Source organism: Pseudomonadota bacterium (assembly GCA_037200975.1).
GTDB lineage: Bacteria > Pseudomonadota > Gammaproteobacteria > Steroidobacterales > Steroidobacteraceae > CADEED01.
Window position 1 is genome coordinate 1060031 of the sequence record JBBCGI010000001.1, and the last position, 21035, is coordinate 1081065.

At 64.4% G+C, this 21035-nt stretch carries 17 protein-coding genes; 6 read left to right on the forward strand and 11 right to left on the reverse strand.

Features of this window, described 5'->3' with window-relative positions; genetic code table 11:
• The first annotated feature begins 26 nt into the window (after positions 1–26).
• Both WDO72_04700 and WDO72_04705 read left to right on the forward strand, forming a co-directional pair.
• On the forward strand, positions 27–710 hold the full coding sequence (locus WDO72_04700; GenBank protein MEJ0084954.1) for a YecA family protein: 684 nt from the start codon (positions 27–29) through the stop codon (positions 708–710).
• Positions 711–716: 6 nt separating this feature from the next.
• On the forward strand, positions 717–1613 hold the full coding sequence (locus WDO72_04705) for a spermidine synthase-like protein (protein MEJ0084955.1): 897 nt from the start codon (positions 717–719) through the stop codon (positions 1611–1613).
• A gap of 159 nt (positions 1614–1772) precedes the next feature.
• Here WDO72_04705 and WDO72_04710 read toward each other — a convergent pair whose 3' ends face one another.
• The 6 genes from WDO72_04710 to WDO72_04735 are packed head-to-tail and all read right to left on the reverse strand — an operon-like array spanning position 1773 to position 9836.
• Positions 1773–3839, reverse strand: coding sequence for a PQQ-binding-like beta-propeller repeat protein (locus WDO72_04710; GenBank protein MEJ0084956.1), 2067 nt, complete (start codon positions 3837–3839; stop codon positions 1773–1775).
• Between the two features lie 26 nt (positions 3840–3865).
• Positions 3866–4882, reverse strand: coding sequence for a hypothetical protein (locus WDO72_04715; protein MEJ0084957.1), 1017 nt, complete (start codon positions 4880–4882; stop codon positions 3866–3868).
• A gap of 25 nt (positions 4883–4907) precedes the next feature.
• Positions 4908–5264, reverse strand: coding sequence for a hypothetical protein (locus WDO72_04720; GenBank protein ID MEJ0084958.1), 357 nt, complete (start codon positions 5262–5264; stop codon positions 4908–4910).
• A gap of 10 nt (positions 5265–5274) precedes the next feature.
• Complete coding sequence (locus WDO72_04725) at positions 5275–6237, reverse strand: aldo/keto reductase (protein MEJ0084959.1); 963 nt, start codon at positions 6235–6237, stop codon at positions 5275–5277.
• A gap of 12 nt (positions 6238–6249) precedes the next feature.
• Positions 6250–7092, reverse strand: a complete 843-nt coding sequence (locus WDO72_04730; protein ID MEJ0084960.1) for a TIM barrel protein — start codon at positions 7090–7092, stop codon at positions 6250–6252.
• Positions 7092–9836, reverse strand: a complete 2745-nt coding sequence (locus tag WDO72_04735) for a TonB-dependent receptor (protein MEJ0084961.1) — start codon at positions 9834–9836, stop codon at positions 7092–7094. Before WDO72_04735 ends, WDO72_04730 begins: the two co-directional genes overlap by 1 nt.
• A gap of 282 nt (positions 9837–10118) precedes the next feature.
• Between WDO72_04735 and WDO72_04740 the strand changes: the two genes are divergently transcribed.
• The 4 genes from WDO72_04740 to WDO72_04755 all read left to right on the forward strand — a co-directional run bounded on the left by WDO72_04740 (position 10119) and on the right by WDO72_04755 (position 16087).
• Positions 10119–11342 (forward strand): four-carbon acid sugar kinase family protein, encoded by a 1224-nt coding sequence (locus tag WDO72_04740; GenBank protein ID MEJ0084962.1) that lies wholly within the window; start codon positions 10119–10121, stop codon positions 11340–11342.
• A complete protein-coding gene (gene pdxA / locus WDO72_04745; protein ID MEJ0084963.1) occupies positions 11339–12331 on the forward strand; it encodes a 4-hydroxythreonine-4-phosphate dehydrogenase PdxA in 993 nt (330 codons plus the stop codon). Before WDO72_04740 ends, pdxA begins: the two co-directional genes overlap by 4 nt.
• 31 nt (positions 12332–12362) lie before the next feature.
• Positions 12363–13121 (forward strand): DeoR/GlpR family DNA-binding transcription regulator, encoded by a 759-nt coding sequence (locus tag WDO72_04750; GenBank protein MEJ0084964.1) that lies wholly within the window; start codon positions 12363–12365, stop codon positions 13119–13121.
• 215 nt (positions 13122–13336) lie between these two features.
• Positions 13337–16087 carry a TonB-dependent receptor gene (locus WDO72_04755; protein ID MEJ0084965.1) on the forward strand — a complete coding sequence of 917 codons (2751 nt, stop codon included), beginning with the start codon at positions 13337–13339 and terminating at the stop codon, positions 16085–16087.
• Here the strand turns inward: WDO72_04755 and WDO72_04760 are convergent.
• Genes WDO72_04760 through WDO72_04780 form a run of 5 tightly spaced genes read right to left on the reverse strand, consistent with a single transcriptional unit; the run spans position 16065 to position 20802 of the window.
• Positions 16065–16859, reverse strand: coding sequence for a TIM barrel protein (locus WDO72_04760; GenBank protein ID MEJ0084966.1), 795 nt, complete (start codon positions 16857–16859; stop codon positions 16065–16067). The two genes, WDO72_04755 and WDO72_04760, sit on opposite strands and share 23 nt — an antisense overlap.
• 3 nt (positions 16860–16862) lie before the next feature.
• On the reverse strand, positions 16863–17498 hold the full coding sequence (locus tag WDO72_04765; GenBank protein ID MEJ0084967.1) for an aldolase: 636 nt from the start codon (positions 17496–17498) through the stop codon (positions 16863–16865).
• Complete coding sequence (otnK, locus tag WDO72_04770; protein MEJ0084968.1) at positions 17495–18751, reverse strand: 3-oxo-tetronate kinase; 1257 nt, start codon at positions 18749–18751, stop codon at positions 17495–17497. The genes WDO72_04765 and otnK overlap by 4 nt, the downstream gene beginning before the upstream one ends.
• An 18-nt stretch (positions 18752–18769) precedes the next feature.
• Positions 18770–19765: a D-erythronate dehydrogenase gene (gene denD, locus WDO72_04775; GenBank protein ID MEJ0084969.1), complete on the reverse strand. Its 996-nt coding sequence runs from the start codon at positions 19763–19765 to the stop codon at positions 18770–18772.
• The gene (locus WDO72_04780) at positions 19762–20802 is read right to left on the reverse strand and encodes a Gfo/Idh/MocA family oxidoreductase (GenBank protein ID MEJ0084970.1); all 1041 of its coding nucleotides are present in this window, start codon (positions 20800–20802) and stop codon (positions 19762–19764) included. The genes denD and WDO72_04780 overlap by 4 nt, the downstream gene beginning before the upstream one ends.
• Positions 20803–21035: the final 233 nt, after the last annotated feature.

The following is a 21035-nucleotide window of genomic DNA, read 5'->3' on the forward strand; positions in this document are numbered from 1 at the left end:
TGAGTAGTTTGTCCAGGAGGTACCGGTTGGCACGGCCCGATCCGGGCGAGTTCATGCCGCCCAACCTGCTCACGTTTGGCTCAGCGCCTTTTGGCGATGCGCAGCGAGATCGCTTGACCGCATGGCTGCGCGAGGCAAGCTGGCCACGTGGTCACATGGAGATCGCGGAGCTCGAAGGCTATCTGGTTGCGCTGATCGCTTGGCCGGTGGGCATCTCCCCGGGCGCATGGTTGCCGCGCGTATGGGGAGAACGGGGCTGGAAGGTGCCGACAAAAATTGCCTCGCGTCCGCATTTCGATGAACTCGTGGCGCTGCTCATCGGCTTTCTGCAGGATCTCGATCGCCAGCTCTCTTCTCTGTCGCCGCGATTTGAATCGTTGGTGCTCCACAGTCTGCGGGAACGCGGACAGAGTGAAGTACTTCACGGGTGGGGAAGAGGATTCATGACGGCTCTGACACTGGGCTCTCAAGGGCTCAAGTGGCGCAGTGCCAGCGCGGGCGCAGCTGTACGTGCCATTGCCTCTGCTACTTCGTCGTCCGCGCCCTCTGGCTTGAAGGCGGTTGATGAAATCATGAGCGCCGTCCTCGCGCTGGTGGAGCAGCGTGCCTCCCGCGGACCTCTGGGGGCCTTGGAAACGCCGGCACCGTTCGACCCATCGTCGCGCGCCGCGGAGCATCAAGCAGTCAGATCCGTCCGATCCCGAGACTGAGCCGCCATGAAACCCCGCTCGCCGCGGCTCTTGGAAATCGATAGCGCGTTTCCCGGCGCGAACGTCATGTTGCGCCTTCTCGAGCCGCACGGAAGTTGCCACGATGTTCTACGGGAGCGGGTGTATTCGGGTTCCTACGACAAGCCGTTCGTCGTCGACAACGGGCCGCGGCGATTTCTCCACTTCGATTTCGCTGCCATTCAAAGTGCGATGGAGCTGAACAATCCAGAGAGGCTGGCCCTCGCCTACACCCGCAAGATGATGGCGTTCCTCCTCTTCAACCGCACTCCGGAGCGCATCTTGATGCTCGGCTTGGGCGGCGGGTCGCTCGCAAAATTCTGCTACGCGAACTTGCCCGTCGCATCGCTCACGGCTGTCGAAGTGAACAAGGACGTGATCGCATTGCGCGAGGAATTCTGCATTCCTGCGGACGATCATCGATTTCGCGTGATCAACGCCGACGCCGCGGGCTACGTTTCAGCGCTTGCACATCTCAAGGACGTGATCCTTGCAGACGCGTGTGATCGATTTGGAATGGCCGCGGAACTCGATTCAGTCGAATTCTACCGAAAGGCCCGCCACAACTTGTCCGCCGACGGTGTGTTTGTCACCAACCTGTGCGGCGACAAGGTCTCTACCGGCGCTCATCTGGCGAAGCTTCGCGATGCCTTTGATGACGAAGTGCTGTCGTTGCAGGTTCGGAAAGACGGCAACATCATCGCCTTTGGCTTCAAGGACCGCCGCCCAGAATCGCATTGGGACCGGATTGAGGCGGGTGCCGCCGATCTCCGCCGGCGATTCCGACTTGATTTCCCGCTATACGCGCGCCGCATTGCCGTCGACTCGAAGTTGCGGGAAGCACAAACAGCCGATCGTGCAAGACCCCCAGACTCACGCTGTTGAGGGGCGCCTGGTGGGCGCTCACGGACAATGCCTCGAGGAGTCGATTGCCGGCGAGCAGGCGCGGCTCCGTCTGCAGACTTTCAATCCGCCTCGCGCATGAACAAAGGTCGCGCCTTCCACACGCGCTGCAGGAACAACCGACGCGAGATCCTGCAAACCTCATCTTCCGGTGTCGCAGCAGATCCTTTCAGCTCGCGCGCGGACGTAGTTGCGTAGCGCTTCAACGTCGTCGATCCGGAATTCGTCATATCGTGGCATGCCACGCGGCACGAGAATGCCCTGCCGCACTACCGCGGCAAAAGCTTCGCGATTCAGCGGAATGCTGGAGGCGCGTAAATCGGGCGCCGTGCCATTGGCGACAGCGCCGGATCCATGACAGCGCGCACACCAGGCATCGAAGAGCGGCTGGCCTCTCGCGGCCAAAACGGAATCCGTCTGCTCGCCTGAATTTGCGGCGATGGTGATCTGGACGGGCCCGCCCGCGGGCAATTCAGCCTTGCCTCCCAGGACGAACGTGAGCACGCGCCGCTTTTGCTGGCGATAGTCCCACACCAATCGATTTTCACCGGCGAGGCGATCGACACCACTGCGCGCTTGCGGACCGCCGAACCCACCCATCACGGTGACGTATTGCACACCGTTGCGCATGAAGCTGATGGGTTGCGCGATGATGCCAACGCGAGCGTCGTAGTCCCACAACACGGCGCCGGTATCTGCCGCGCGGGCGACCATCCGCCCGTGCGCATTACCCTGGAATACCAGGCCACTTCCAGTAGTTAGCACACCGGCGTTGCCAGGTACCTGAATTCGCCATGCGCTCCTTCGCGCAACGGGATCCCAGGCAACCAGCCAGTTGCCGACGTCTTGCCCTGAGCCGCGCGGTACTGCGCCGGTGTTCACTCCGGTGTTCATATGTCCGCGAGGCAACGCCGTCCAACCGGCGGCATCAATGCCCCTGTCGGTGTAGACACCAGGGAAATCCTGCGTTGGTATGTAGACGAGCCCGGTCGTCGGATTGAAAGACATGGCGAGCCAGTTGTGGACACCGGCAGAGCCCGGCCAGATCGTTGCTTCGCCCTCTTCATAGCGAATGTTCGGGTTTTCGATCGGCCTTCCAGTCGCCGGATCGACGGCTTGCGCCCACGTGACCTTGCCGATCTTCTCGGCCGACAGGAGCTTTCCATTCGCACGATCGAGGACGTAGAAAAATCCATTCTTCGGCGCGTGCAGGATCACATCGCGGCGAACGCCGCCTATCTTCAGCTCAGCGAGCTCGATGTCCATCGAAGAGTTGAAATCCCACGACTCGCCGGGCACGGTCTGGTAATGCCAGACATACTTACCCGTGTCGGCATCGAGCGCGACGACCGAACACAGAAACAGATTGTCGCCAAGGCCCTGGCTGCGAATCCGGCGATTCCACGGCTGACCGTTACCCGTTCCGAGGTAAATCCGCCGGTACTTCGCATCGTAGGTGATGGAGTGCCACACCGTGCCACCGCCACCGTACTTCCACCACTCGCCTTTCCAGGTTTGCGCAGCCATCTTCATGGCGTCGTTCTCGAAACCGTCCGCCGGATTTCCGGGCACGGTGTGGAAGCGCCACAACCGCAGGCCGGTGCGCGCATCGTAGGCTGTGACGTAGCCGCGGATCGGTGCCTGGTCCGCTCCTCCATTGCCGATGATGACCTTGCCATCGAAGACACGCGGCGGACCGGCGATGTAGCGGCCGTCGTCCTTGTCAGTGGTCTCGACGCTCCACACCGGCTTGCCGTTGCCGGCATTCAGCGCGACGAGTCGGCCATCCTGCGTGCCGACGTAGACCTTGTGATCCCAGTAGGCGAGTCCGCGGGTTGCCCAGGCCGTACGCAATTTGTCGCCCGCGATCAAAGCCGTTTCCGGGTCATAGCTCCAGAGCAGGCGGCCCGTAACAGCGTCGAGCGCATCGACGAAACCCAAACCGAAAGCGGCGAATAACGCGCCATCAGCTTCGACCGGTTCCGCAACCGCGCTCAGCACCGGCGGAAGATCGTGAAACCACGCGAGCCCGAGCTTGTCCACGTTGCCGGCCGAGATCTGTGTCAGTGGGCTGTAGTGTTGCTCGTTCGAGGTGCCACCGTAGACAGGCCAGTCGACGTTGTTCTCCGCGGCACGCGCGTGCACGAGAAGCACAACGCCCAGCAGCGCGGATACCGAACCGAACGCGCGCATGCAGGTGCTTCTCACGCCGATCGCCTGGGATACGCGCCGCTTCAGGACCAGGCCGCGAATGCCAGCCCGATCCCCGTGCCGGCGGCCGTGCGATAGACCGGCAGATATTCCAGCCAGCGGTTGTCGAGATGCTGCACGACGCCGGCCAGCAGCGCCCAGTTGAGCAATTGACAGCTGCCGGCGATGAGCGCCTCGCGCGGCAGCGCGCTGATGGCGGCGGCATCATGCGTTCGCGTTGCCTCGAGCACGCGACGGTCGAGCTCCTCGTCGATGCCCAGGTGACTCATACCCCCGGCACAGATCACGGCGACGCGAAGACTCTTCCCGCTCCCCGCGATCGCCGCCCGCAATGCCTGTCCGATCTGGAAGCAGCGGCCGGGCGTCGGCACGTTGGGTGGATAGTGAGTATTGAGCAGCACCGGAACGATCGGAATCCTGGCGTTGGCGAGCAGCCGATTGACTACGAATCCCCAACCGAATCCGAGACCCGCGTTTACCGGATCCTTCGGCTCGGTCGCGACTGCCACGTCTATGTTCTCCTCGATCATGCCGCGAACCAGCGCGTCCGCGTATGCCGGATTGCCCGGGTAGTGCCGCTGTGCTTCGATCGTTTGCGCGGCCTTGATCGCAGCGCGCCAGGCCGGCCCCGCTGCGCTCTGCGCGGACATGTAACCCGACATGCGCCGATCGAGCCCCGGGCTCGCGAGCGTCGCGCCCCGATAGACCGCAACCGTCGGGAAGTTGGTGCTGTCGAACAGCTCCGCGTGATCGTCCGCGACGACAACAATCACATCCGGTTGCGCCGCGGCGAGCTCCGCGGCGATTCGATCGAGACAGCCCTGTGCGATTTTCGCGGCACGCCGGAATTCCGCGACGGTGGCACGGCTCGCGTACTTGTCACCGTTCTCGGCCTGCAGCTCATCGTGCGTTATCAGCGTGCCGTCGCGGCGGTTGAACGGGCGCTTGCGATCGCCCTGGCAGTATTCCGCCCAATCCTCGGGTGCGATGAGCAGCAGCGGACTGAACGACGTACCGATGGCGCAAACGATGTCGGCCATCAGCGCACTTCGCGAAGCACTGCGGTCATTTCTTGCTGCCGGAATCGTCGGCTTCACCGCTGGCCTTGGGGAAGGTCACCGAGAAAATTTCCTGGCAAGCCATCAGGTAGCGCCGCGAGACGCCACGACTGTCGGCATCCTGCTGTGGCAACTTTCCCACGTTGCTCTTTCGATAGGCGACGGCCGTCTCGAGATCGTCGTATTCCGTGATCGAAAGGAAACGCCTTCGATCCTCCGGTCCGTCGACGACTTCGAAGCGGCGCACGCGCGTGATGCCTGGAACCTTGCTTACGTCCTGCATGTGTTTGTTGTGAGCCCAGTCGAGAAATTCCTTGGTCTCCGGTGCGTCGAACGTGATGAGTACGATTCCTTTGCCTGACATGTGTCGCCCCTTAATGTGATTCCAGCGTGATCCGATCGATCGCGGACAACTCGTCTTCCGTCAGTGCCCAGCCGAGGGCGCTGATGTTCTGCTCAACCTGCTCCGGCCTGGTCGCGCCGGCAATGATGCTGCTCACCTGCGGACGGGTGGCAAGCCAGGACATCGCAAGCTCGAGCAGGGCGTGGCCACGCTCGAAGGCGAAGCTGCGCAATTGCTCCATGACGCTCCAGTTGCGTTCGTTGACACTGCGCTCCGTCATTCTCGACCAGGTCGCGAGCCGCGTGCCTTCGGGCGCCGGCGTTTGACGCTGGTATTTCCCGGTGAGCAATCCTTCGGCGAGTGGCAGATTCGGGAGCAGGCCGAGTCCGTAGCGATCCGTGGCCGGAAACACCGTTGTCTCGATGCCGCGCGCCAGCAAGCTGTATCGATCCTGAAACGACACGAACCCGTCGATTCCTAGCTGCTTCGCAATGAGCTGCGCTTCGACAATCTGCCATGCGGGCATGTTGGAGACGCCAATGTGGCGGACCTTCCCCTGGCGGATGGCATGGTTGAGTGCCTGGAGCGTCTCTTCGATCGGAGTCTGAAGATCTGGCTTGTGAAGCTGATACAGGTCGATGTAATCAGTCGCGAGGCGCCGCAGGCTCTGCTCTAGCGCATGCAGGACATACCAGCGCGAACCGCCACGTATCTCGACCGCGGGCTTCGGTGCACCGCCGCCGGGATCGAAATTGCCCCACTTGCTGGCGATGATGACTTCCTTGCGGCGCGCGCCAAGCGCCTCCGCCAGCACTTCTTCACAACGTCCGTCGCCATAGGAATCGGCGGTGTCGAACAACGTGACGCCGAGATCGAGCGCCTTGTGGATGATCGCCCGCGCCATGCGCGGTTCCACACGCCCACCAAAGTTGCTGGTGCCGAGGCCTGCCAATGAGACCTGCAGGCTGGAGCGTCCGACACTGCGCAGCTGCATCGCCTGCCTCGCTCAGGAACGTCGATTGCCAGGTTGATCGCGATAGCAGCTCTCGATCGCCTGGCGCGTCGTGCGGCCGACCTGCATCGCCCACTCGCGGTCGGCAAGGCCCTTGGGTTGCGGAACGCACTCGACGCTGATCGAAATCCCGGGCGGCAATACGTCCAGCCATTCCGCAACGTTCAGAATCCCCTCGCCAAGCAGACGCCGTTTCGCATTCCGGCCGTTGCGTCCGAGCGCGGGCAGAAACACATCGCCCTGGATCTCGACATCGCAGATCTGGCAGTAGCGGATGTAGCGGGGATCGACGGCGCGCAAATCGGCGATTGCACCGCCCGTCGCGAGCAGATGCTTCGGATCGGGCATGATCGCGGCATTCGGACGGTCCACTTCACGCAACAGACCGACAGCCTGATCGAGCGTGGCGGGCCAGCAATTGTCGAGCGGCGCGAATTCGATCGTTGTCGTGAGCCCGAACTGTTGCGCGGCGTCGCAGATGCGCGCGAACGTGTCGCGCGCCCGTGCGTGGTCGGCGTCGTAGCCAACGGTCGCCGCGAACTTCGCGCCGAATTCCGCACCGACTTCCAGCGCCGCCTTGCAGGCATCGAGATCGAACGACGGCGTTAGATAGAAGGTGTAGATGTCGAGGAACTTGAGGCCGGTGTCCGCCAGCCGTCGCTTGATGTCCGCGATGAGCGGAGCATTTCCGACCACGGGATGGAACGGCAGGTCCGGCGAAGAGGCCTTGCTCAGTCGCAGGCCCACGCCATCGAAGCCAGCCGCGGCCGCCGCGTCGATGAAGTCGAGCGGCTTCGCGTACGACAGGGTCGGAGCAGATATCGTGATCGGGTTCATCAGAAGCGATAAGACAAAGTGAGGCCGATCTCACGTGGGCGCGGCTCCGACATGTACGTGATGAATGATCCGCTCGGACGTGCGACGGACAGCAGGCTGTCGTCATTGGTGAGGTTGTCCGCGAACAGCGCAAGTTCCATTGCATCGAAGTGCACGCCGATCCGCAGCGCAAGATTCGCGATGGATTCTCCTTGGTACCCGATGGGGTCGTAGCTGATCGTCCCGAGCCCGGTGGTGCGCAGGTAGTCGCCGGAATACTGATAGTCCGCCCGGATATAGGCTTCGTGCCCAGCCAGCGAAACGTCGTACTGGGTCGACGCCGCGAACTGCCACTCCGGCACGCCCATCGTATCGCCGTCGCGAACGATGACCTGCGCAGTCGCACCCGGCGCCACCTGGCTCAGCACCGTCTCGGTGAAAGTGGCCTCGGTGTACGCGGCCGAGGCGCTGAGCGACAGGCGACCGATCCGGCTGGACAGCTGGATGTCGAAGCCCTTGCTCACCGCGGAGCCCGCATTGTCGAGATAGTTGAACGCGCACTGGCTCAGCCGCTGATTGATCTGCGGGTTCTTCCAGTCGATGTAGAACACGGAGGAATTCACTTGCCAGTTGCCGAAGCGATTCTTCGCTCCGAGTTCGAAACTCGTCAGTTTGTCCGATTCGTATTCGATCGGCGTCGTGGTCCAACCGAGCGCGGCCAGCGCCGGACCACAGTTGCCGATGCTCGCCGGGATGTTGACGCCACCGGCGCGATAACCGGTCGACACCGTACCATAGAAGAGATTGGTTTCATTCGCCTGGAACGAAAGGCCGACCTTCGGCGTGACAGGCTGCTCCTTCTGTTCGCCCGAGATGGTGTAGACGGGATCGCCCGGCTGATTCGCGAACGGATGGCCGGCGTTCGGATCCGTGATGCGCGTGGGCGGCTGAGGTGTCGCGACGAAACCGGTCGGGTTGCCGATGCCGTTGCCGCCGGCGGCGGCCTGGAAGTACTCGAGCTCGGTTTCTGCGGCCCGCACGCCGATCGTGCCCTTCAAACGCGGCGTGAAGCTGTAGCTAGTCTCACCGAAGATCGCGAATTCCTTCTCCGTCGTGATCTGGTGCCGATAGGTGTTGAGGCCCGATTCGCCGATCGGAAGCAGCGCTCCCGCGTCGTCGGACGCCGTGGCGCCGAGGAACCATTCGAAGCCGACGCCGCGCAGGAACATCGACGCGTCCTGATCGTTGCCCACATTGCGCAGATTCTGCGTGTACCTGGCGTCGCTGTAGAAGAGTCCGACGATCCAGGTCAGGCGCTCGGCATCGGCACCCGACTGCAGGCGCAGCTCCTGGCTGAACGTACGGCGGAAGTTGTCGTACTCGGAACGCGCGATGCGCTGCGGGAATCCGGCGACGATGAAGTTGGTGCCCGCGCCGCCCGTGACCGGCACGCGGCAGACGCCGTCATCCGTGCGCGACGAGTCGCTCCCGCAGGTGGTGGCAACGGAGCCCGGAATCACGAACTGCGCATTGGTCGAGAACGGCATGACGGAGGGGAACAAGCCGAACATCGACGACACGCCCGGCGTGTAGCCCGTGACTTCGTCGTCCACCACCGCGGTGATCGACTTCAGGGTCGACGCGCCAAAATCGTAGTCGACGGTAAGTGCCGGCAGGATGAGCCGCGTGTCGCGCGGCGAGCCGGCATAGTCCGGAGTCCCGACGGTGTCGGGATAGATCCCCATGATCGTCTTGCCGGGGCCGAGGTAGTTATAGGGACCAAAAGTTGCGCCGGTGAACGGCTTGTCCTGGAAGTCGTACAACACGCCACCGGTCATCGCGCCGCCGGGTGTAGCGCCGCGATTGGTGAAGACACCCGAATTGATGGTGAACTGCGGAATGTTTCCAAAGAACAGTTCGTTGTCGTGCAGGTATTCCTTCGAATAGTAGAGGGAAGGCATCACCTTCAGATTGTCACTGGGAACCCAGAGGAGCGAGACGCGTCCCGCAGCCGTTTCCCGCCAGTTGCTGTTGTTCGCAAACTGCTCGCCCGTGTAGAGCGAAACGTGATCCATGTATCCGCCCTGGCGGCGATAGATAGCGCTCGCGCGGAAGCCGAGCTTGTCCTCGACCAGCGGCCCGCCCGCGGCGATCGCGCCTTCATAACTCATGTCGCCGTGATCAACCGACGAAATCTCGGCTCGCGTCGTCACTTCGTATTCCGTCAGGCTCGGCGTCGGCGTAATGAAGCGGATCGCGCCGCCCTCCGCCGAGCTGCCGTACAGCGTGCCTTGCGGACCACGCAGCACCTCGACCCGATCTAGATCGTAGAGTGTGGGCAGTACCGAACCGTTGCCGGTGACGCCGCCCGGGCTCCCGCGCTTCTGAATGGGGACATCGTCTAGATAGATACCGGTGGTCGGCGCGCCCTGCACGGACTTGACGCCACGAATCGAGATGTCGGGATTGCCGTCGTTCGTGTCGCGGCGAAATGTCACGCTCGGCACGGTGCGCACGAGATCCTGAACATCCTTGATGCCCTGCTTCTCGAGCATCTCGCGTGTGACCGCGGTGATCGAGAGCGGCACCTTGTTCACCGTAGAGACCTGACGGGTCGCCGTTACGACCACCTCGTCGATCTGGTCCTGATCCGGCGGTGCCTGCTGGGCAGCGGCCGGCAGCGCGAGCGCCGCCGTGAACACGCCGGCCGCCGCAAACCGAATCACCAAGGCGCGATCCACGTCGAGATTGAAGTTGCTTTTCACTGGCGTCCCCCCGCTGCGTGCGTCATTTACCAGTCTCTACAGACGCGAGCGTGAGCGCGCCGGCCGCCTGGCTCCATAGAAAAAAGCGTCGTTTGATAGGACTTTTCGCTGCCTTGGCGAGATATGCGCTCTCTGCGCAATGTGTTTGAACGTATTGCGCGGAATGCGCATACTCGTCGCGACCCGCGCGCGCATCGGCCACACCCGTCTGGCCGGCCTGCGCGGCGCAAGCCAGGAGACGCACAGGTGTCGGACTTCGATCGGACGCGGGACGCGGGCAACATGAGCGCACGCTGGCTCATCGTCGCCGACGATGTGAGTGGCGCCGCCGATTGCGCCGTCGCATTCGCCGCGCGCGGCGCCGAGGCCGCGGTCCGCTGGCAATCGCGCAGTGACGCAACCGCGCAGCAAGATCCTGCCGTCATCGCCTACGACGCCGGCAGCCGCGCGTTGCCGCCGGCCGCAGCCAGCGCTTCACAGCGCATGGCACTCAATCGTTTATACGGACCGGATCGCACGCTCTACATGAAGATCGATTCGAAGCTGCGCGGGCAGCCGGCGGTACAGATCGCCGCCGCACTCGAGATCCTGACCAGCCACCGGGGCCGGGCATTCGGCGTGCTGGCACCGGCGTTTCCCGCAATCGGGGCAACGACGCTGTGTGGGATGGTGCTCAGCGCGGGGCAGCCGCTCGCCAACCTCGTTGAAGTTCTGGCGGCGGCCGGAGTCGCTGCCGAGCGTGTCGCGCTTGCGACGATACGTGGCGACAACGCGGCGCTTCGCGCCCTGTTCGCGCGACTCGCGCGCCGCATGAAGTGTGTCGCCGTCTGCGACGCGCAGACCGACGAGGATCTTGTTCGCATCGCGTGCGCCGGCTTGCGGGCAAACGCGTCATGGTTTTTCGCGGGCAGCGCCGGATTTGCCCGTGCGCTCGCCAGTACGCGACCCGCCGTTTCGGTAAATCCGATCCCGGTAACGCCGACTGGAAAAGGCGCGTTGATCGTCGTCGGCTCGCTGGCCCGCTCATCGCGCGAGGCCGCGCGGACCCTGGCGCGGCAGGCGCGCGTGCGCAAAATCCGCCCGTCCTTTTCGATGCTGGCGGAACAGCGCGAGCCATCTCGATTTCCTGAGTTCGCGCGGAGCGTCATCGAAGGCCTCGAAGCGGGCGACGATGTGCTGGTCGAGATACCGCGCGGTGTGCCACCCGACTCCTTGAGTGCTGCCCGGCTCGCGCAAGGGCTCGCGTACGCGCTGCGGCCGGCGGCGGCCCACCTGAGTGGGCTGGTGGCGACTGGCGGCGAGACCGCCGCATCGTTGTTCGCGCAGTTCGGCATCGACGGCATCCGGCTCGTCGACGAGATCGAGCCGGGTATACCGCTCGGGCTGACGCACGGGAGCCTGTCGATTCCCGTCGTCACCAAGGCGGGCGCGTTCGGCGACCACCGGTGCCTGCAACGCGTTGTCGCGCGCCTGCGGCTGGTGCGTCGCGAGGGACTGCTTCGATGAGTGCGGCAACGATTGCCATCACGATGGGCGACGCCTCCGGCATCGGCCCGGAAATCATCATGAAGGCGCTCGCCCGCCCGGATATCCACGCGCTTTGCCGGCCACTCGTCATCGGCGACGCCGCACGCCTGCGGCTGGCGGGTCGCATCCTCAACTCGACGTTGCGCGTTGACAGCTTGCGGGAACCGGCGCAAGCGCAGTTCACGCCCGGCGTCGTGGCTTGCATCGATCTCGATCTGGTGCCGAAGGACTATCCCTTCGGAAAGGTGTCGGCCCTCTGTGGTGAGGCGGCATATCGTTTCATCGAGCGCGCGGTACACATCACCGAAGCGGGACAAGCCGACGCCATTTGCACCGCGCCGCTCAGCAAGGAAGCGCTGCATCTTGCCGGTCACCGCTATCCAGGTCACACCGAACTACTCGCCGCGCTCACCGGAACCGCGGAAGTTTCGATGATGCTCTCGGCGCCGAAGCTTCGGGTGATCCACGTGACGACCCACATCGGTCTCATCGACGCCATCGAGCGCATCGAGCCCGCGCTGGTCGAACGCGTCATCGGCCGCGCGCAATCCACTCTGGTGCGCGCGGGAATCGCCGCGCCACGCATCGGCGTCTGCGGAATCAACCCGCACGCCGGCGAAAACGGCCTATTCGGCCGCGGCGAGGAGGCGGAAAAGATCGCCCCCGCGATTCGCAATTGCCAGGCGAAAGGCTGGAACGTCAAAGGCCCGCTGCCAGCCGATACACTCTTCTTTCTCGCCGCGCGCGGCGACTACGACATCGTGGTGGCGATGTATCATGACCAGGGACATGGTCCGATCAAAGTGCTGGGACTGGAGGCGGGCGTGAACATAACGATTGGTCTGCCGATGATCCGCACGTCGGTCGATCATGGAACGGCTTTCGACATCGCCGGCACGGGTGTCGCAGACGAGCGCAGCCTGATCGAAGCGATACGGCAGGCTGTCGAACTCGCGCCGAAGCGATGAGCCGCCACATGCATTGCGGGAGCGCTTGAGGATGCGCGGCAAGGAGCGCCATTCACTGCTGCTCCACGCGCTCGGCGCTGGCGAGGTGGACGTCGTGCGACTGGCCCGGCGCTTTCGCGTTTCGGCATCGACGATTCGCCGCGATCTGCAGCGCTTGTCGAGCGCCAAGGCCGTGCGCCGAACGTACGGCGGCGCCATGCTCGCGCACGCGCAGGCTGAAACCAGCCTCGATCAGCGCCAACTGGTCAACGGCGCGCAGAAAAATGCAATTGCGCGCGCCGCACTCGACCTGCTCGAGGACGGTGACGCGCTCATCCTCGATGCAGGATCAACGGTCGCCGCCTTCGCCCGCCTGCTCAAAGGACGGCGGCATCACCTCATAACAAACAATCTGCCACTGGTCGCGATCCTGGCCGACGCGCCGGCACTCGAACTCAGCGTTCTCGGCGGATCGCTGCGCGTGACGAGCATGAGCACCGTGGGGCCGCTGGCGATCGACGCCATGCGGCGCATGACGGCGGACAAGGTGTTCATGAGCGCGGATGGCCTGGTCGCGGGGCGCGGCCTGTGCGAGGCGAGCCTCGATCAGGCGGCGCTGAAATCCACGATGATGGAGCAGGCGCGCGAAGTCATCGTGCTTGCGGATTCCTCCAAGATCGCGCGCAGCAGCCAGTCCGCATGGGCGCGCCTTCCGGCGACCTGGACGCTGGTCACCGATCGGCGCGCCACCGCCGCACAGTGCGCAAAGTTCGAGGCAGCGGGCGCGCGCGTCATTCGCGCCTCCGACTGACCAGCGCGCGGCGGCGCGGGCGCGCCCTGGCTGCGCATCGCTGCAGCGCGCCGCCGGCATTGCGTACTCCACGCAACGTGTCGCGCATCGAAAAGTCCTACGGAACATGGTTTTTTTCTCTGGAGGCAATACGCGGGCGCGCTCACGCTCGCCGAACAAACGCAGGCACGTGACGACATTTCGGCACGACCAATCTGCACGCACATGGGGGTGTTATGACCAGCAGTCGTAGTTTTCATTCGACGCTCGCGCGGACTTTCCCGGTCCTCTGCGGCGCGGCTCTCGCGGCGATCGTCGCACTACCCGCTCGAGGCCAGGAAGAAAGCGGGCTGCTCGATGAAGTCGTCGTCACGGCGACCCGGCAGGTCTCCACAGTAAACAAGGTGCCGATGTCGATCACCGCCGTCACACCGGAAATGCTCGAGCGTCAGGCGGTGAAGAACGTGCAGGACCTCGCCCGCATCGTTCCGGGCGTGACTTTTCGCCGCGACAGTGGCGACGGCAATCCCGACATTGCGATCCGAGGCGTGAAGTCCTTCAGCCAGGGCACGCCGACCACCGGCATCTTTATCGACGACGTGCCTATCCACAAGCGCGGCAGCTCGGGCGGTGTGTCCGGCAACGGCTCGCCCTTTCCGCCGCTCTACGACCTGGCACGCGTCGAGGTGCTGCGCGGGCCGCAGGGCACTCTCTACGGCGGCTCCGCGCAGGGCGGTGCCATCCGCTTCATCACGCCGACCCCGAGTCTGACCGAATACGAAGTCACCACCCGCGCGGAACTGTCGCAGGTCGACCACGGCGGCGCCGGTTATGACGTCGCCGTTGCCGCGGGCGGCCCGCTCGTCACCGACAAACTCGGTGCACGCGCCAGCGTGTTGTACCGACGTCAAGGCGGCTACATCGATCACGTGTCTATCTACACCGGCGAGCGCTTCGCCGACAACACCAACTGGCGCGAGTCGAGCGCCGCGCGGCTGTCGCTGCTCTGGCAGCCGACGGACAATCTGGCCATCACGCCTTCGTTCTATTACTCGAAGGAACACCTGAACGACAACGAGCTCTTCAACGACGATCTGCCTCAGCTGACTATCAACGGCGGGGTCTTCACCAACCGCGGCGCGACGCCCGGTGGGACGACCGGCGGCGTGTTGTTCGACTTTCCGGACACTGCGTACAGCGGCGGCACGATCGCACCGACCCATTTCCTCGGGCCCGGCAAGACCTTCATGGGCGTCTATCCAGACACCACCAGCACGCCGTCGTTTTCCGGCTCGCCGCGCGAAACGAAGTTCTCGCTGCCGGCACTGACGGTCGATTTCGACATGGGCTCCGTGTTGCTGAAGTCGATCACGGCGTACGTGACCGACACGGTGTCGGGCTACACGCCTGGCGTCACGCAGATGCTCGGCACGTTTCCGGGCGTGATGCCGAACGCCACGAATGCGCAATTCGTCATCCCGGGCTCGGTCGCCACCACCTGCGGCAGCGATTCGTCGCGCACGGACGACGGCATTTGCCGCGTGCCCGTTGCCGGCGGCGCCGGAACGAATTTCATCATCCCGGGTTTTCCGCTGCGCATCGCGCGTTCCGAGTACTTCAACGAACGGCGCGCCTTCAGCCAGGAATTCCGGCTCCAATCCGCACCCGGCGAAGGAAAACTCAGCTGGATCGCCGGTGTTTTCTACAGCGACGCGCGCTACGAGCAGAATCTCGAGAACGTCGGCAACGACCAGGACGTCTCCATGTTCCTGCGCGGCGTCGGCTTCGAGTGGTTCCTCGGCGCACCTGCGGCCGATCCGGACACCGGCCAGCTGCTGCCGGTGGGAACGCCAGGCCTCAGCACCTATCGTCACCAGTTCACGCAAGAGAAGGACATCGCGTTGTTCGGCGAAGTGAGTTACGACTTCACGTCGAAATGGAAGGGCACGGTCGGCCTGCGCGCTTCGGAGTCCGATCTCGACTACTACCAGATATCCGCCGGCGGCAATCTGGTCGGCAACCCGCCGGGGTTCGTTGCGACTCCCCTGCCCCCGACTCGCATCACCGATCCCGGCGAGGGACATCCATTCGCCAATCAGCCCGGCGATCCGATCACCACGACCACGGGCTCGCAGACGGAACGGCCGCTGACGCCGAAGGCCGGCATCGCCTACCAGGCCACCGACAACCAGCTCTTCTACGCCACGGTTTCTTCGGGATTCCGTGCGGGCGGCGTCAATATCCCGGCAAGCCAGGGCAATTGCGGCGCCGCGCTCGCGGCGCTCGGCTGGACGACCACGCCCGAGGAATACAAGTCGGACAAGCTGACGAGCTTCGAGCTCGGCGCGAAGAACCGCATCGGCAACTGGCAGCTCAACTCTTCGGTGTTCTATATCGACTGGAAGAATCCGCAGATCAACCAGCGCCTGAGCGCATGCCTCTTCAACTATCTGGACAACGGCGGCGCGGCCGTCAGCCAGGGCTTCGACGTTCAGCTGACAGGCCGCCTGGGGCCCGTATCGATCAGCGGCTCGGCCGCCTACACGGATGCCGCCTACACCGAGACGGTGCTGAGCAAGGTTGCGCCCGGCACCGCCGCGCAGATCGTGGTGCGCGAAGGTGACACGATGGGCGTACCAAAGTGGCAGTTTGCGGCGTCGACCCAGTACGACTTCACGGTGGCGGAAAAGCCTATCTACCTGCGGGCTGACTATCAGTACAGCGGCGACTACCTGCGCACCACCGGACCCGGGACGATCAGCTACGATCCATTCGGCTACCAGGGCGATTCTTTCCAGAACCTTGCGGTCCGCATCGGCATGAAAATCGACAGCCTGGATCTGTCGATGTACGCGAACAATCTCACCAACGATGACAGCCTGCTGTCGATGGCCAGACCGAGCGGCGCCTCCTCGCTCTCATTCCTCACCTACATGTCGCAGCAGCGGCCGCGCGAGATGGGTGTCACGCTGTCGTATCGTTTCTGAGGGACATGCCGAAGGTTTCGAGCCAGCGCAATCCTTCGTCGGTCGATTCCTGCGGGCGATACTCGCAGCCAATCCAGCCACGGTAGCCGAGCCGATCGAGGGCGGAGAAGATCGCGCCATAGGCGATCTCCCCCTGGTCCGGCTCGGCGCGGCTCGGGACCGCCGCGATCTGCACGTGCCCGATCGTCGGCAGGTAGCGCTCGAGCCGCGTCAATACGTCGCCCTGCGCGATGGCGACGTGATACACGTCGAACATCATGCGCAGGTTCGCGGCGCCGACCTGATCGATCGTCGCCGCGACTTTTTCGGCGGTCGAAAAGAAATAGCCCGGCCGGTCGCGGGCATTGAGCGGCTCGAGCAGCAGCACGAGATCGTGCGCGCGCTCCGCCGCCAGTCGCAGATTGTCAGCCAGCGTGGCGCGCGCGCGTTCGCCGTCTGCCTCCCGCGGCACGCCCGCCATCACATGGACGAAGCGCGCGCCGATTTCACGCGCGTAGTCGCAGGCACGATCGAAACCCGCGAAAAAATCCGCCTCGCGCCCCGGCAATGCGCCGAGGCCGTACTCTCCGGCCTGCATGTCGCCGGGCGGAGTGTTGAGTGCCAGGGCTTCGACGCCGACCTCGCGGCAGGTGCGGCGCAGCGACGCCGCGGGCACATCGTAGGGCCAATGAAACTCCACCGCCCTGAAGCCGGCCGCCGCCGCGGCGACGACCCGATCGGACACCGGCCGGTCAGGCCAGAGGAAGCCGAGATTGGCGGAAAATTTCTGCATGCGCTATTTCGTCCGGAAATGGCGTTCGAGATCCGCGACCGCGTCGGCACCGAGCAGGCGCACCGGCAATCCGCGCGTCAACAACGCGAGCTTCGCCGAGGCCTCGAGTTCTTCGGCCGCGAATACGGCCTCTTCCAGGGTCTGGCCCGAAACCACGGGCCCGTGGTTCTGCAGCAGCACCGCGACGTGATCGCGCGCGAGCTCGGCAACGGGCGTTGCGAGGCCGGCGGATCCGGGACGCGAATACGGCGTCAGCGGCAGCTTGCCCAGACGCATGATTCCGTACGGCGTGAGCGGAGCCAGCGCATCGGCGGCGTTGGTGTCGGCGAGACAGGACAATGCCGTCGCGTAGGTCGAATGCAGATGCACCACGGCACGAGCTGCGGGGCGATTCAGATAGAAGGCGAGATGCAGCGGCAATTCCTTGGTCGGCGGATCGCCGCCGATGTGTCTGCCGGCTGCGTCGAGTTTCGAGAGCCGGCTCGCGACGAGCTCGCCGAGGCAGGAGTTCGTCGGCGTCGCGAGATACCCTGCCTCGAGGCGCACGCTGATGTTGCCGGAAGAACCGCCGGTGAGGCCGCGAGAGAACAGCGACGCGCCCCACCGCACGATCGCTGCGCGCAGGTCTTGCTCATTCATGTTGAACCGACCGCCTCCAGTGCTCTGGAAAAAAAATCCACCCCGCCGAAATTTCCGCTCTTGAGCGCGAGTCCGAGGATACCGTCGCGCTCGGCAACCAGCGCGGGCACACCGGTGTCGATTTCCGCACCTATCCACAGCCGCCGCACACCGAGCGCCATCATCACAGCTCCCGCAGTCTCGCCGCCACCTACGACGAGCCGCCTTACACCGCCATCGACCACGCGCCGGGCAAGTTCGCCGAAGAACTGCTCGACGGCGGCGGCGCTATGCTGCGCTCCGTGGCGGGCTTGCGTCCGCGCGACGATCTCCGGTTCGGTCGTGGAAAAGACCATCGGCACTGCGCCGGACTGCGCGCGCACCCACTCGAATGCGCGCTCCACGGTCATGCGCCCTGTCAGTAGTTTGTCCGAGTCGATCGCAAGCCAGGGTGCGGACCGGCCGTAGGCTTCGACCTGGGCTCGCGAAGTCCGGGAACAGGAACCGCACAGAACGATGCCAGGGCCTGCGGGACGTGCGAGCGCCAACGGCTCGCCGGCCAGCAAGCCGGATGCCCGGAAATTTTGCGACAAGCCAAGCGCAACACCGGAGCTCCCCGTAATCAGGCGATGGTCGGCCACAGCGGCGCCAAGCGTTTCGAGATCCGCGTCGTCGATCGCGTCGGTGACCAGCAGGCGCTGACCGCGACGCCATGCGTCGCTGGCGGACTGGCGCACGGCGCTCGAGCCCTCCCGCACCGTGGCGAGCGCGATGTGACCGATCGGACTGCGGCACTGGCGCCCGAGCCACCGGCGGATGTTCGGATCGGTCATCGGCGTCAGCGGATGACTTTCCATGCCCGACTCGTTGAGAAGGCGATCGCCGACGAACAGATGCCCCATGAATACACGACGCCCGGCGCGCGGAAATGCCGGACACACGATGGCTCCCTCGGCACGGCACAACTCGAGCAGCGCCTCGGCGACCGGACCGATGTTGCCTTCCGGCGTCGAATCGAAGGTCGAGCAGTATTTGAAAAGCAGCTGGCGGCAGCCTTGATCGAGCAGCCAGCGTGCCGCTGCCAGCGACTGGCCCACAGCCTCGTCCGCCGCGATCGAACGTGTCTTGAGGGCCACGACGCCCGCTTCGCAATCCGCCGGCGCACCCTCGGCATCCACGCCGACGAACTGCATTGTCCGCATTCCGCCCGCGCTCAGCGTGTTGGCGAGATCGCTGGCGCCCGTCAGATCATCGGCAATGGCTCCAAGGAGCATCGACACCTCCGCTTGCGCTCATGGCTCCTGCTGGCGCCAGGGTTGCGCACCGTCGAGTTCATCCTCCAGGTGCACGCGGATGATTTCGTCGAAAGTCGACTCCGCGCGAAAGCCAAGCTCGTGAGCGCGACGTGCATCGAAGCTGCGCGGCCATGAACTGATGATCGCCGCGATCGCGGGGTCGGGTACGCGTTTCACGAGTGCGGCGGCGCGCGCGCCCGCGACACGTTTTAGCGCCTCGATCTCCTCGGCGACAGTCGCCGAGAATCCCGGCATCGTGAGTGTCCGCACGAATCCGAGCCGCGAACTGTCGAGCGTTGCGGCGTGCACCATGAATTCGACGGCGGCGCGCGGGCTCGCAAACCAGTGTCGCACCGAATCGCTCACCGGCAGGATCGCCTCCTGGCCGATGAGCGGTTCGCGCAATATGCTCGAGAAAAATCCGGACGCTGCCTTGTTGGGCTTGCCCGGACGAATGCAGATCGTGGGCAGGCGGATGCCGATGCCGTCGAGAAAACCGCGCCGGGAATAGTCCGCGAGCATCAGCTCAGACATCGCCTTCTGCGTGCCGTAGCTGGTCTGCGGTGTCACGTGATGGGTGTCGCCGATGACATCCGGGAGCGTCGCTCCAAAGACCGTTACGGACGAGGTGAACACGACACGGGGGTGGTAGCCGGATCCGGCGGTGCGGATCGCCTCGAACAGCGCACGCGTCCCGTCGAGATTCACGCGATAGCCCTTCTCGAAATCGGCTTCTGCTTCGCCCGAAACGACGGCGGCGAGATGGAAGATCAAGTCGGGCCGCGGCGCAATCAGCTGCCGGGCGACGTCTGGCTGCGACATATCGGCGACGACGGCCCGAATATCGAACGCAGCACGCGGCGCCTCGGGCGCAACGATATCCGCGAGCGTCAACGCGGTAATGGGCCGGTTTCCGACTGCGCCGCTGCGGATCAACTTCGCCGTGAGCTTGCGCCCGAGCATGCCGGCGGCACCTATCAGGAGTACGTTCATTTCCGGTCCGGATTCGCAAGATGTCCGAGCCGCACCGCCGTCTGTCCCGCGCGGAGCGCCAGTTCCGTCACGAGATATGAGTGGCCAGGCCTCTCGGCCGACGTGCTGCGCTCGCGCACGTCGTCGGCGATGTCGGTGAAGTAGCGGATCGGCACGGCGGAACAGTCGATGCGTTCGATCTGGTCGCCGCGTACCAACAGCAAATGATCGGTACCCGGTTGGCCGCACAGGTCGACGTACTTGCGGACTTCGACAACGCCCTCGGTGCCGAGAACCGTGAAGCGACTGTCGCTCGAATACGGCTGCCCATCGGGCGTGAGCCAATCCACTCGTAGATAGCCGGAGGCGGATTCCCCGTGCAGCAGCACTTCGCCGAAATCCTCGAACTCGGGATGATCCGGGCGCGTGAAGTTGCCAACACTCGCGGCGACGATGCGCGGCGCGCGCGAGCCGGTGAAATGTATGAAGCTGTCGATCTGGTGCGAAGCGATATCGCCCAGGATTCCCCCGCTGCTCTCGCGGCGGAAGAACCACGGGTGACGCTGGCCGAGGATGCCACGGTGTGGACCGAGACCGGTGGTGTGGATCACCTGTCCGATCGCGCCCTGCTCGACCAGCTCCGCCGCCTTGAGCATGGCTCGCACCCAGTAACGCTCGCTGAAAGCCACCGACCAGAACCGCCCCGTCGCGGCCGCCGTAACGCGGACCTGTGCAAGGTCCTCAAGCGTAGTCGCGCCCGGCTTGTCCGTCATGACGTCCTTGCCCGCGCGCATGCTTTCGATGGCGAAGCCCGCTCGCTCGCCCGGCATCGCGCCGATCAGGATGAGATCGATGCTTTTGTCGTCCAGCAGTGTCCGATAGTCCGCGAGGCGCGATGCGTTCGGGAACGCCTGGAAGACGCGCGCGGAGGGCTCCGGTTCGTTGCGCGTCCACCAACCTTTAAAGACGCCGCCCGCCGCGACCATGTCCGCGGCCATCCGATAGATGTGAATGTGGTCCGCACCGATCACACCAAAACCGATGGGTCGTTGTGCCATCTCAAACCTCTCGCTTTCCCGATCCAGTGCCGCGACGGACGCCGCGCGCGCACGATTTGACTGTAGCGCGGCCGGAACGTACATGGATAAACGCTAGTTCTGCTGGCACTTTTACCCATTGGTCCTCGATGTCCATCCAATTGTCCTACCGGAACGCGCGACCGCCCAGCTAGCTTCTGCACTTGTTCCCGAGCGACGATTTCCGTCGCGCCCTAACCATCGAAGACCGGTAG